10 protein-coding genes and 1 pseudogene are annotated in these 12782 nt (G+C 56.5%); 2 read left to right on the forward strand and 9 right to left on the reverse strand.

From position 1 onward, the window contains the following. Positions 1-57: 57 nt before the first annotated feature. Positions 58-564 (reverse strand): annotated as a pseudogene (locus tag GXB81_RS31905) (hypothetical protein); the annotation flags it as partial. Here GXB81_RS31905 and GXB81_RS16065 point away from each other — a divergent pair. Both GXB81_RS16065 and GXB81_RS16070 read left to right on the forward strand, forming a co-directional pair. After that, on the forward strand, positions 500-1624 hold the full coding sequence (locus GXB81_RS16065; protein ID WP_346777800.1) for a collagen-like triple helix repeat-containing protein: 1125 nt from the start codon (positions 500-502) through the stop codon (positions 1622-1624). The pseudogene GXB81_RS31905 and the gene GXB81_RS16065 overlap by 65 nt on opposite strands. Before the next feature lie 77 nt (positions 1625-1701). Beyond that, positions 1702-2970 (forward strand): isoprenylcysteine carboxylmethyltransferase family protein, encoded by a 1269-nt coding sequence (locus GXB81_RS16070; protein WP_205989753.1) that lies wholly within the window; start codon positions 1702-1704, stop codon positions 2968-2970. A 119-nt stretch (positions 2971-3089) separates the two neighbouring features. Here the strand turns inward: GXB81_RS16070 and GXB81_RS16075 are convergent, their stop codons facing one another. The 8 genes from GXB81_RS16075 to wecC all read right to left on the reverse strand — a co-directional run bounded on the left by GXB81_RS16075 (position 3090) and on the right by wecC (position 12767). Further along, positions 3090-4523 (reverse strand): glycosyl hydrolase family 28-related protein, encoded by a 1434-nt coding sequence (locus GXB81_RS16075; protein WP_205989754.1) that lies wholly within the window; start codon positions 4521-4523, stop codon positions 3090-3092. 111 nt (positions 4524-4634) lie between these two features. After that, the gene (locus GXB81_RS16080) at positions 4635-5693 is read right to left on the reverse strand and encodes a glycosyltransferase family 4 protein (protein ID WP_167285234.1); all 1059 of its coding nucleotides are present in this window, start codon (positions 5691-5693) and stop codon (positions 4635-4637) included. After that, the gene (locus GXB81_RS16085) at positions 5690-6961 is read right to left on the reverse strand and encodes a phenylacetate--CoA ligase family protein (protein WP_167285232.1); all 1272 of its coding nucleotides are present in this window, start codon (positions 6959-6961) and stop codon (positions 5690-5692) included. Before GXB81_RS16085 ends, GXB81_RS16080 begins: the two co-directional genes overlap by 4 nt. 15 nt (positions 6962-6976) lie before the next feature. Further along, positions 6977-7744 carry a WecB/TagA/CpsF family glycosyltransferase gene (locus tag GXB81_RS16090; RefSeq protein ID WP_167285231.1) on the reverse strand — a complete coding sequence of 256 codons (768 nt, stop codon included), beginning with the start codon at positions 7742-7744 and terminating at the stop codon, positions 6977-6979. Continuing rightward, on the reverse strand, positions 7731-8948 hold the full coding sequence (locus GXB81_RS16095; RefSeq protein WP_241016399.1) for an aspartate-semialdehyde dehydrogenase: 1218 nt from the start codon (positions 8946-8948) through the stop codon (positions 7731-7733). The genes GXB81_RS16090 and GXB81_RS16095 overlap by 14 nt, the downstream gene beginning before the upstream one ends. Next, positions 8945-10204 carry a hypothetical protein gene (locus GXB81_RS16100; RefSeq protein ID WP_167285229.1) on the reverse strand — a complete coding sequence of 420 codons (1260 nt, stop codon included), beginning with the start codon at positions 10202-10204 and terminating at the stop codon, positions 8945-8947. The genes GXB81_RS16095 and GXB81_RS16100 overlap by 4 nt, the downstream gene beginning before the upstream one ends. Continuing rightward, the gene (locus GXB81_RS16105; protein WP_205989755.1) at positions 10204-11469 is read right to left on the reverse strand and encodes a hypothetical protein; all 1266 of its coding nucleotides are present in this window, start codon (positions 11467-11469) and stop codon (positions 10204-10206) included. The genes GXB81_RS16100 and GXB81_RS16105 overlap by 1 nt, the downstream gene beginning before the upstream one ends. A gap of 59 nt (positions 11470-11528) precedes the next feature. Further along, the gene (gene wecC / locus GXB81_RS16110; protein ID WP_167285226.1) at positions 11529-12767 is read right to left on the reverse strand and encodes a UDP-N-acetyl-D-mannosamine dehydrogenase; all 1239 of its coding nucleotides are present in this window, start codon (positions 12765-12767) and stop codon (positions 11529-11531) included. Positions 12768-12782 lie beyond the last annotated feature (15 nt).

Genomic DNA, 12782 nt, shown 5'->3' on the forward strand with positions numbered 1-12782 from the left:
CTGCATTGCTGACATCTCGAGACTTACGGTCACTTCGTGCCACTCGTGCTCTTCCTACACTTCCGGCACCTCCGGTACTTCGGGTACTTCCGGTACTTCGGGTACTTCCGGTACTTCGGGTACTTCCGGTACTTCGGGCACTTCGGGCACTTCGGGCACTTCGGGCACTTCGGGCACTTCGGGCACTTCGGGCACTTCGGGTACGTCGGGCACTTCGGGTACGTCGGGCACTTCGGGTACGTCGGGTACTTCCGGTACGTCGGGTACTTCCGGTACGTCGGGTACTTCCGGTACGTCGGGCACTTCCGGTACGTCGGGTACTTCCGGTACGTCGGGTACTTCCGGTACGTCGGGTACTTCCGGTACGTCGGGTACTTCCGGTACTTCGGGTACTTCCGGTACTTCGGGCACCTCCTCCACCCCGATCGGCAACGTCGTCACCCAGGCCAGCAACCTCATCACCGCCGTCGGCACCACGGTTGCCGATACCGGCGGCAAGGTGTCCGGCACGTCGATCCCCGGCGTCAACAGCGCGACGACCACCAACCTCGGCGCGGCGCTCACCGATCTCGGCGACGGCGTGAAGACGCTCGGCAACGGCGCCGCAGCCGGCCTCGGCTCGCTCGGCAGCTCGGCCAATCCGCTCGGCCCGACGCTGACTTCCACCTCGGGCGTCGTCTCCGATGCAGGCGCCGCGGTCAAGTCGGTCGGCGGCGTCGTGGCAAGCCTCGGCAGCGGACCGCTCAAGCCGCTGGCGCCGGTGACCTCGACGCTCGGCGGCGTCGTCGATGGCGTGGGCGGCGGCGTCATCGCCGTCGGCTCGGGACTGAACAAGGTACTGGCGAGCGCGCCGGTGCAGCAGGTCGAAACGCAGCTCAGCTCGGTGATCAATCCGATCACGCTCACCGTCTCCAATACGACGCAAACGCTCGGCAACGCGACCGGCCTCGGCACGCCGCTCGACAAACTGCTCAGCACGCTCGGCAACGGCATCGACTCGGCAGGTCTGAAATTGTCGAACTCCACCAACGATCAGGTCGGCAAGGACGTCGGCGGCATCGTGAGCCAATTGGGCAAGACCGTCACCAGCACGGGCGGCCTGCTCACCGGAGCGACCACCAATCCGCTCGCACCGCTCACCGGACTGCTGGGCGGACTCGGCGGCGCAGGCGGCAGCGGCGGTTCGGGCGGCATCGCAATCCCGCCGCTCACCGGACTGCTCGGAAATCTCGGCCTTGGCCTCGGCGGTACTGGTGGCACGGGTGGCACCGGCGGTTCGGCCGGCCTCGGCGGCCTGCTGAGCCCGGTCACCGGCCTGCTCGGCAAGGTCGGTTCGCTCGGCGGCACCTCGGGTAGCGGCGGCCTGCTCGCGCCGGTGACGAGCCTCTTCGGCTCGCTGACCGTCTCGGTGAGCGGAACCGTCAGCGCGGGCGCAAGCGCGGGAACCAGCGGCTCGGGCGGCGGCGGTGCCACGCCCAACCCGGTGACCGGCCTGCTCGCCGGCCTCACCGGCGGTTCGTCGAGCGGCACGAGTAGCGGCGGCTCGGGCAACAAGGGCCTGCTCGCGCCGGTGACGAACCTCGTCGGCGGCTTGCTCGGCGGCGTCGCCACGACCGGCAAGTAAGCGTTCTTCGATACGGCGGCCGGGCCTTAAAAAATCAACAGCCCGGCCGCTAACAATGTCATGACTACGAGGATGGCATGAACTCCACTATCGATACCGTCGCGCAAGCGCCGGACGCTCGCCCGCGTTCGGCGGCTCCGTTTTCGGTCGGCCTCGTCGGCATCGCCGCGGGCCTGCTGACGCTCTGGCTGCTGCGCAACAGCACGACACTCGACGGCGCGACGCGCGGCGTACTCGCGTCTCTCGCGATCATCGCGACGATCGCGCTTCACGATCTGTTCGTCGCGCGCGTCTATTTGCGCCCGAGCGCCGGACTGGCGGGCCACGCGGTGCGGCCGCTCAGTGTCGCGCGCGTCGCGGTGCGGCTCGCCGCGCTTGCGTCGATCTATGCCGGCATCGGCCTGCTCTATTTCCTGCTGCCCGAATACCAGGGCACGTTCTACGAACCGTACTGGACGCTGCTGCGCACGCTCGCGCCGTACGTGATCGTCGCGGCACCGTTTTATTTCGCGTGGATGGACCGCCGCCAGCGCGACACCGACGACGCGTACCTCGTATGGGGACGCCTGCTGCTGCGCGGCGAGCGCCCCGCCAACTGGCGTCCGCTGCGGGAGATGCTGGCGGGTTGGATGGTGAAGGCGTTTTTCCTGCCGTTGATGACCGTCTATCTGTCGACCAACGCGGATCATCTGAACGGTTCGCTGAACACCGCGCTGAACGCGCCCTTCACGCTCGACTCGTTCCGCTTCATGTACGACCTGTCGTACTCGATGGACCTGATGTTCGGCACGGTGGGCTATCTGTGCACGTTCCGCATTCTCGACAGCCACGTGCGCAGCGCCGAGCCGACGACGCTCGGCTGGCTCGTCGCGCTCATCTGCTATCAACCGTTCTGGTCGGTGATGGCGAACCAGTACCTGCGCTATGAAGGTTCGGTGTTCTGGGACAACTGGCTTATTTCGATGCCGACGCTGCGCATCGTCTGGGGCGTCGTGATCGTCGCGTTGCTGCTGTGCTATGCGTCGTCGACGATCTCGTTCGGTTTGCGCTTTTCCAATCTGACCAATCGCGGGATCATTACTTCAGGGCCTTATCGTTTCACCAAGCATCCGGCTTATATCTCGAAGAATCTGTCGTACTGGATGATCTCGGTGCCCTTCATCGAGCCGCTCGGCTGGCGCGTCGCGCTCATGCATTGCACGGGGTTGATCGGTATCAACCTGCTTTATTTTTTGCGAGCAAAAACCGAGGAACGGCATTTGATGAATGATCCGGAGTATCGGGCTTACGCGGAGTGGATTGGGAGGAATGGGGTGGTGGCGAGGGTTTTGAGGGTGTTTGGGTAAAAGTACTTGAAATCATGCAGGCGGTAGTTGAGTTGTTTATCGACGCACCTGGAAAGCGGACGAGAACTCGTCCGCTTTTTTCTCTCCATACAAGCCTCGGCAACTCCCTGAATGGCAGGTTACTCGGCTATTAATACCCGAACAGGCTTGCCACTTGCGTTGACCACCAAGGAATCCGCATTTCCCTTGTAGTAACCACTGCGCGACGCATCCGTTCCGTTCATTTCCACCACGTTCCGTGCATCGGAGACGTGCAAAATGGTAATGAATTGCCACGCAACATTATTTTTCATACGTCCAATCGTATCACCCAGACACAGATCCACTCGCAGATAGCCGAAATCGGAATTGAGTAGAATCCCTCTCGCACATGACGCCACCACTGTCGAATCAAGTTCCAATTGGCGGCCATCGACCGAATAGACTCCGACATCACAGCCCTCTAGCTGCGAACTTTGGATGAGCGGCATGCTCACATGCCCGAACACCCATCCAAGCTGTCCGTGTATCACATCATCGCCGGACGTGACTGCGACGGCACGATCGAGCGTAATGACATTACCCGATACTGCTCGCACAAATGCATATTGAGCCCGGTTTGTGCTTCGCCCCACCACGACGGCTCGATTCGTGCGGAAATTTACCCCATCACTGACAGTGATCGACGTTCCTGTCGACGATTGTGCGACAGTGGCCCGTGCGAAGCTGTCGTTACCGGAAGAGACGTAAGATCCACCCTGATTTCCAAGTACCTTGCAAGATTCAAAACACAAACCGTTGATACCCGACCCACTACCCAACCCAAAGGAACCGGCGAGGGAACAGTAAGCCCATATGCAGTTTTCAAATCGGACTGTATCCGACTGCGGTCCATCGGGAAGTTCAATCGCGCAACCCAAAATTCCCCAGAACGAGCAGCCGGTCCAACGTGATTGGAATGTATCGACTTTCAGGAAGTCACATCGCAATGCGTTGCGGTTGCCGCGTGGCGCAAGTGGCGAAGATACAAAATCCACATTCAGGAATGACATGCCGACTACCTTATTTCCTTGAATCAGAAAAGGCGTGCCATCTGAACGTTGTACGGTATTGCGAAACTGCAGATTCTCGAAATCTATGTCCGCGACAGTAGAAGTCAGGGACGTGTCTCCCTGACGAATCAATAGCATCGGAGCGGCTGCGTCCCGGTTCGCCAGCAGCGTGGCACGCTTCCCTGCGCCGACCAGGCGTATGCCGGAATTCTGGATGACCACGTTATTGAAATACCAGATGCCCGCACCAAACTCGATGGTTCCCCCAGAGTCGCGAAGGTCGTACCCACCGATAGATTCAACGTGGTCAATAGCCCGCTGGACCGCTGACGAACAATCCATACCCGGTACAGCACCAAAATCTGCTACGTTTACTGGTCGATGCGAACGGGAGGCGACGGTTTCGACAGCCGCATCTCCGTGCTCCCCCCCTCGATTCTCTTGTGATTCGCCTACCTGGCGCGGCGTCCGCGTCGACGATGTTGACGCATGAACTTCAGCAATAAAGCTCGCTGCGATCAAGGATCCGCAAGCACCGACAAACCGCCTTCTGCGCATATGAATCTCCCGGTTAACGCTAAATAAAGCACCTGATCAATGCAAGCAATGTGTCATTGCAAAGTGGTCCATATATCAGATAGGCTGTTCTGAAACCCGACAGCAACGCTCGTACAGCAACAGACATTTATGCCCCATTGCATCGAGGCTGAATCTCTCCGCGTGGCTCGACTTTCCGTTTTGGCCCATCGCCATTGCAAGTTCTGGCGTCGATAGCACCGTATGCAACGCTTCGACAAGTTTCTTTACATCTCCTGGAGGCACCAGCAGGCCCGTTACACCGTCTTCGACCGCGTCGGGAATGCCTCCGATTGGTGTGCTGATCACCGGTAACCCCGCGCTCATCGCTTCGAGGATACTCATAGGCAAACCCTCCCTCCACGAAGGCAGACAGAAGATCGCCGCTCGCGCGAGCGCAGCAGAGCGGGCCGATGCATCCAGCCAACCAAGGAAGCGCACATTAGTCATGCCCGCGGCACGGTTACGATAAAACTCAATGTCACCGTCACCACCGAATTCGACTACCACATCGGGCAGAAGACTCTGCAACTGAGACGCAGCAGAAAGGAGATCGTCGACCCCCTTCTGTTGGCCAAGTTTGCCCAGAAAAAGAACCGTCTTTATCGCGGATGCGCTTGCGGCTGAGAGGACCTCCGCCGGCACACCGTTGAAAACGACGTCGACATTGGCTACGCCAATACTGGACTGAATCCAGCGTTGCCACGACGGCGACAGTGCGACCACTCGTGATGCGCGAGAAAATACAAACACGACACAGGCGCGAGATACCCTATCGAGAGATAAATAGTAATCGGCGAACCCGCCACCATGCAGATGCAGGATATAGGGCAAACGAAACGCGACACACGTCACGGCCAGGAGACTCTTCCTCAAGCAGCTGCCGCGTGATGCCATGTGAAGATGAACGAGGTCGCAATCCCTAAGCAGGCCAATGCGAATAACCGATAACCAGGCGCGAACAAACGTAACGAAACCACTCCATCGTCCATCCGCCGTGGTCGGGATGAGTAGCACGTCAACGCCCGATTTAGCCAGATAACTTTCCAGCCCTCGCAATACGGATGCTATGCCACCTTTTTGCGTGATCGACGGCCCGATCAATGCGACTCTCATGTGGTTTCCTCGATCAAGACGAACTCAAACTTCCCGTTTGCCTTGCGTGGAATAGCGTCCACCTCCTCAACCTCAACCGTCACCCCATCAACCCTCGATTTCATGTTTTTGATCAACTGCTCCACACCTGTGCGGCTCCATTCCGGTCCGGCAACAACTTTCAAAACGAAACGATTATCCCCCTTGTAGACGACCTGCCCCTCCACGACATCGGGAACGCCCTTGAATACATGGTCGAGTCGCCCCAGCATTCGTCCATCCGACAACGTAACCACCTTGTCATTCCGGCCGAGGACGCGAGACACCGTCGGGAAAATACAGCCGCAAGTGCATCGCTTACCGTCCAATGTAACGAAATCCCCCGTTCGATACCGCGTCAACGGCATCGCGCGATTGTTGTATCCAGTTCCGACAAGCTCATATCTCCCATCGTCCATGGGAATCAACTCTGTGCGCCCGTAGTCACTGAGCACATGACGCCCGCCCTGCTCACACGTGCCGATAGCCACAAGCCGTTCTGCGTGACCGTACCAATCAAAAACCCGACAGCCAAATGCTTCCTCGATACGGTCTTTCATCTCGCCCGTGAGTGTTTCTGACGACGTCACGATCGCTTTGAGTTTCGTGCTGTCGAATTTCATGCCACTCGCAATCAGCCACGATGCCAGAGCGCTGATGGACGATGGATACGCCTGAATTAGCACTGGGTCGAATTTTCGCATCGACTCGATATAGCTTCGCGCTGTCTCCGACGAAATATGGTAAGACGACAACATTAGCGTATTCGACCACCAGTCACGGCAACCATAGGTTTGTCTCTTGTCTGCACCCCGGGCAACAATATCCCCTCTCAGCCAGACACGACGCTCACCGTGGCGATATCCTGCCCACCTTAGTTGTCGATAGACAAACGCCTCTTCCTTGATTACGGCCCAGATATCCTGCACGAGGACGAGAGGTCGCCCCGTGCTGCCACTGGTTTTGATTTTGTTTCGAAGCAGCGTCGTGAGCGATCTGCCGACGATAAAGCGCTGTGGCTCCTTTCGCACGACTTCCTTATCGATACAACTCGACACATCGTCCACTATCCCAAGAACATCGGGTCGCGCAGAGAAGTGAGCACCGCCTCTTTGAAGATAATTTCGCAACGCCTCGTTCGACCGCTCATTTCGTTTCAGACGAGGATAGATGAGCAATCGGGCCGGGACGCCACGAATCATGTCCCGGATAAAACTCCGCACCGAGTATTTGAAAGAATTCAAAATCATGGTTTGAGCCAATCATTACCTGGCGTTTATATTCTCCAGAGATTTTCCAAATATCAACGCAACACGCGCCTTCAGCAACATCACCGCAAACCGGTTGTTGGTCACCCAATAGCGCCGCCACATGCGTTTCGGTTCCTGTGCTACGCGATAAGCCCACTCAAGACCACTGCGTTGCATCCACGGGGGTGCTCGACGCACTTTGCCGGCTATGACATCAAATGTGCCGCCAACACCCATCACGAAATCCACACCGAGACGATCACGCCATCGGTCAATAAAGTTTTCTTTCTTCGGCGACGTAATGGCGACAAACAGAAGTTTGGCTCCCGAGAGACGTATGATCTCGACCATGCCTTCTTCGTCGTCCCAGAAGTATCCATGGTGGTAGCCGGCAATTTTCAAGCGAGGATAGCGAACCTTTAGAACCTCGGTGGTCCTGCAAACGACGTCATCAGTCGCTCCGAGGAAATACACCGGCATATCACGAAGTACTGCCATCTGCACCAATCGCTCAAAGAGATCGACACCTGCCACTCGCTCGGGAATTTGATGCCCTAGCAGACGTGCGCCCCATACAATACCCATTCCGTCAATATTCACGATATCGCATGCCCGCACTGACGAAGATAGCGCTGTATCCGATTGCATATTGACGAGCTTGGCGACGTTAACGACCACATGCTGCGTGAACTCTCCGGCCTCCATGCGAGCGCTAATCACGTCGACCGTCTCATCCATCGTCGCAACGTCCATCGGACAACCAAAAAGCTCAATACGATTCATTGTCTTCCCCTGGTGACACAGCCATCTCAAGCGTGGCATCTGTTTTTTTTGTCAGGTTTGAAAGCATACCAAGCGCATAGAACGCCCACGCCTGAGTCCAGCGAATATAGTTAACCTTGTTGGCAGAGAATCGTCCTCTCTGATACATGAACCGTTGGTGCCGTGGCAGGTAAAGTGTCTCGATAGCGCGCTTATAGATACGAGATGCCAGATCGTGATCTGCTTTGCTCGCACCAACATTTATCAAAGTAATCAGCGCTTGTGCGACGGAATGCGTATCGAGCGGCCATACGTTATCGTCGTAATACTTGACCGTGCCATCTGGAAGGATGAAAGTCGTCCGGTAGTAATTCATGCCGAGCTCGATCCGCCCAGCAAACTCATCGGTGCACGCTGCACGCTGCAACACCGTTAGCGCCTCGAGGTTGTATCCCGTATGGAAACCGTCGACGAAACCGTGATGGTCACGCGTACCATAGCGCCACGCGCCATCCTCCCGTTGCAAATCACCGGAGCGACGGGCGGCTTTCAAGGCACGACGCATCAACGCCTCACTGCCAAGTCGGCTCGCAGCTTCGCCAACGGTCGCTGCAGTCCATAAATTGGCGTTGTGCACGAATGCAGACTCGCCTGGAATGTAAGCGTAGTAGTCGCCATCGTTCCGATATAGCGAGTCGAGGAACAGGCCTGCATCGGTCGCTGCATCGACGAACCTGGTATCCCCCGTGTGCTGGCCGAGCGCCGCAAGAGCCCGCGCGACATAGCACGTCGTGATCGCATTGGGCGTCCCACGTGGCACGAAGAACGCTCGAGCTGCCCAATCGAAATGGTAACCCCAAGCATTGTGCTTCCATGTCTTTCGCTCAGATCGCTGTTCCATGAGCCATTCGGCAAGCCTCATAGCTTCAGCAACATTCCAGTCATCATGCACTCTGCGCTCACGCTCAAGCAAACCCAATATGATCAACGCGATACCTTTTGGGTTTCGCAGCGGCGGAACGCCGACCAGAGGGCGAAAATTGAAACGGCTGCGCTTGTGAAACTGCAGCCACGCTATCTGCGCGAACGGCACGCTACTCAACCGCAAGCGCCTGAATAGAGCGCTATTCAGGCCATCGAATGGGTCATACCCTGCATAGTCAGATGCACCGCACTGTTTCATCAAGGTGTCGGCGAGAATTCCGGCGTCCGGATATATGCTCATCGAATTTCCTCCGTCAACCTGGCCGTTCTTCGGGACGGCCGTTCAGACAACGGGCGATGAGCGGAAAACAGGTACATCAACAACAGCGCGGCGAAAACATACGAGGCGGAGACGAATGACATCGAGAAAATGTTGTCGAAGCAAAATGCAGCGACGATGAACATCCATATACGATTACGTCTATTGAGCTGGCCGTACGAGAGCATGAACCAAAGCCATATGACACCACCGATCATGCCCATCTCAACAAAGAGATGAGGATAAAACGTGTCCGTTGTAGAAACCGTGTTCTGCAAACCGTACCAGTTGAAGTGATATCGGCTATAAAGCGGAGAGTGATATCTGACCGACGCAGGCCCCCCGAAAGAACCGAGACCTTCCCCGAGAAAATTCCATTTTCCTAACGACTCGAACATCACACGATACGATTCCGCTCGAGCCGAGTTTCCCGCAACCACGTAAAACGACAGTTTCGTGGTCGCCACTTGGATAAGACCATCCAGCCAACCGACCAGATACGCTCCTACCAGCGCCAGCAGTCCGACGAGCACCGACAATATCGATCGTATGTTGAGCCTTCTAGAGACCGCAGCATAAACGGCAAGCGTTGCAAATATCTTGAACGAAAAAGAGAGCAAGCTGAATACGAGAAAGACCCATGCCCATCGCCTGGATTGCTTACTCGGACGATAGTGAAGACAGAGAATAAATGCACAAAAATTGATAAACCCGAACACCGAGAAGAAGCCGATCCAGCCTTGAGCACGCAGATATATGCCTGAATCTGTCCGCACTGGAATGAGCAAAGGTAGCTTCAGCAGATATGCGACGTAAAAATAGCATTGGAATATGTCATTGCTTACGACCACAGCGAAAAACATGAAGACTACCGGCGACAGTCTCTTGCGATAGGCAAACAGCGCCACGCTCAGTCCCATCGGCACCATGAATCGCATGAGTTCGTCCAGGCCTGCGCTCACATTAAATGTGCGCCACATTCCTACGTAAAGCGAAAGCATTAACGGCAGTATCAACCATGCCTGACGGTGGAACTTCGGCCGCAAACCGATCGCGAGACACAGCATCACTACCGCACATACCTTGACCAGCTGGGAGCCGTCCATTTCGAGCACCAGCATGGTGTCGCTGATACAGAACAGCACGTAGGATATCGAAATCATCCATGCGCCAACTGAATGCCATCCGGTCCGTTCAGTTTCACCTCGTGCCGGCAACGACAAAGCAATCGAGCTCATTAGCGTGCTCCCTCGGCCACAGGTCGCAAGTTCGACTTGACGCTAAATGTCGATTCAATGCCATGTCTATCTACGTATTCCCGATAGGTGTCGCGAGCGCGACGCGCGATGAGCCAGTTACGCCATACCACGGCGCCGATTGCCGAGCAGATGATCAGCGAGAATCCTGCCTCTTTGCCGTATGCATAGAAAGCTGTGGCCAACAAACCAAATGCCGCTGTTGTAACAACGTTGATCCTGGCGGTCATCGCACCTTGCTCGAACACCATCATGACGCTGCTGTTCGCAATGCCCATCATGCTCACCGCACATTGCACTGCGAGCAGTAAACCCGCGATCGTAACGGCGACCCGATCCACCTGATGTATTGAAGACGAGGCCAGCATGCCAACCAGAATCACGTTCATCGCAAACATCAAGCCGTTACACCAACCGATCGAACGACGCATCATCCCCAGAGAATCATCGAGAGATAGCAGAGCGGCCTTGCGCTTCGCAAGTTCGGCCAGTTGCATCATGGATATAGCGCGCGGAAGCAACATGCCCAGGGCGGTCACCGAAGACAACAACGAAAGCATTCCCGCAAATACGGGCCCACACATCACTTTCGCGGCCGGAACGAAGATCAGGGAAATTCCGCCAGAAAGAAAATTCGTAAGCCCAAACTGCAAACCCTCAACGTCGAGGTATTTCGGTTGAACTCGAATCACTGGTCGACCAATAGTCAGCAGCATCCCACACGCAATCGCACCAAGTACCACCGCCAAAGCAGCAGATGAAGAAAATCCAATCGTACGGAAAAACGCAAGCACCACGCATGACCCAACAATCAACGCGACGTCGTAGAGGATTGCGATCCGATAGCGTTTCAGCGCTACAAAATAATGACGAGTGATCTGATATCCAGTCCAACCCCAGAGCAGATACAAAAAGCTGCTGAGCTCGAAATCAGCCGATGTAGCCAAGTGAATTGCAATTGCCAGCACGGTACATGCAACGGTTGTGACGAAACTCATCCACACTACGCGATAGAACGATGCGACTGCTGCGTGCCTGTCCTCAGCACCGGGCACACGCACCAGAATCAACGTAGCCCAGCCAATGGCGGTAAAGAAACCCGCCATTTGCGCGATAGACATGCTTGAGGCCATCCGTCCCAGTGCCGCCAGTGAATAGATGTGCTGCACCGCAAAGAAGACAACGACGCGATACAGACCTGGCGATCCCGTACAAATGAGCGCCTCAATGCTCTGGGCTGAAAGCACGCTGCCCCACGAGCTCCGTTTGAGGCGACCGAATAACGTGGCCGAATTCCATCGCTCCGTCACGCGAAGGTCCCTCGCGTATCAATCAGAAGCTTGGACTGGAGTCGGCGTCTGTTGATATCCTTGAACTCCCGGTGGTCGACCAGCAGCAAAACAATATCCGCCACCTCGATAGCGTTCGCGAGGCTGGAGAGCTCGACCTTTCCACGTAGCACATCCGGAAGCACGGACACGTTGGGCTCCACCACAACAATGTCCGCTACCCCTTCGTCCGCCAACTGATTCACGATGTCAATTGCCGGACTTTCGCGCAAATCGTCGATATTGGCTTTGAACGCCAGACCTAGACATGCAATCACGGGAGCCTTGAAACGCTCTGCCAGTCGTTTGGTTTGCTCGATTACGTAGTGAGGCTTTGCGTCATTGACCAGACGGGCCGTCCGAATCAGCCTGGCCTCGTCAGGAGACGAGTCAACGATGAACCATGGATCTACTGCGATGCAATGCCCCCCCACGCCCGGCCCCGGTTGAAGAATGCTGACGCGAGGATGGCGGTTCGCCAGACGAATAAGCTCCCAAACATTGATATCGAGACGATCGCAGATTACTGACAACTCGTTGGCGTACGCGATGTTGATGTCACGAAACGCATTTTCCGAGAGCTTGCACATCTCAGCAGTACGTGCATCGGTCAGAATGCAATCACCCTGGACAAAAATCTGGTAAAGGTCACGCGCCAGCTCGCTACAACGCCGGGTCATGCCACCTATAATCCGATCGTTCTGTACCAGCTCGCGAATTACCTGTCCGGGCAACACCCGTTCCGGACAGTGCGCGATACGGATGTCCGATTGCTCGCCCACTTGCTGCGGAAACGTTAGATCGGGCCGGCACTCCGAGAGCCACGCCGCCATCTTTTCAGTTGCTCCCACAGGCGAAGTCGACTCGAGTACGACGATATCGCCCCGCTTCAGCACAGGCGCGATTGCTCGGCTGGCCGCCTCGATATAGCTGAGATCCGGCTTGTGCTCTTCGCAGAAGGGCGTCGGAACCGCAATCAGGAAAGCGTCGGCGGGCTCCGGTGTCAAAGTCGCACGAAGATAACCCTGTGTAACAGCAGCATGAACCAGCATGTCCAGCTCTGGCTCGACGATATGGATCTCGCCCTTGTTAATCGTATCTACGGCTCGCTGTGATACGTCAACGCCGATCACCTGTTTTCGGCGCGCCGCGAAAGCAGCAGCAGTGGGTAGCCCGATGTACCCTAGCCCAATGATTGAAATACATTCGAAAGACATAGCGATGGTCTCTTC

The sequence above is a fragment of the Paraburkholderia sp. Ac-20336 genome (assembly GCF_017105025.1).
Lineage (GTDB): Bacteria > Pseudomonadota > Gammaproteobacteria > Burkholderiales > Burkholderiaceae > Paraburkholderia.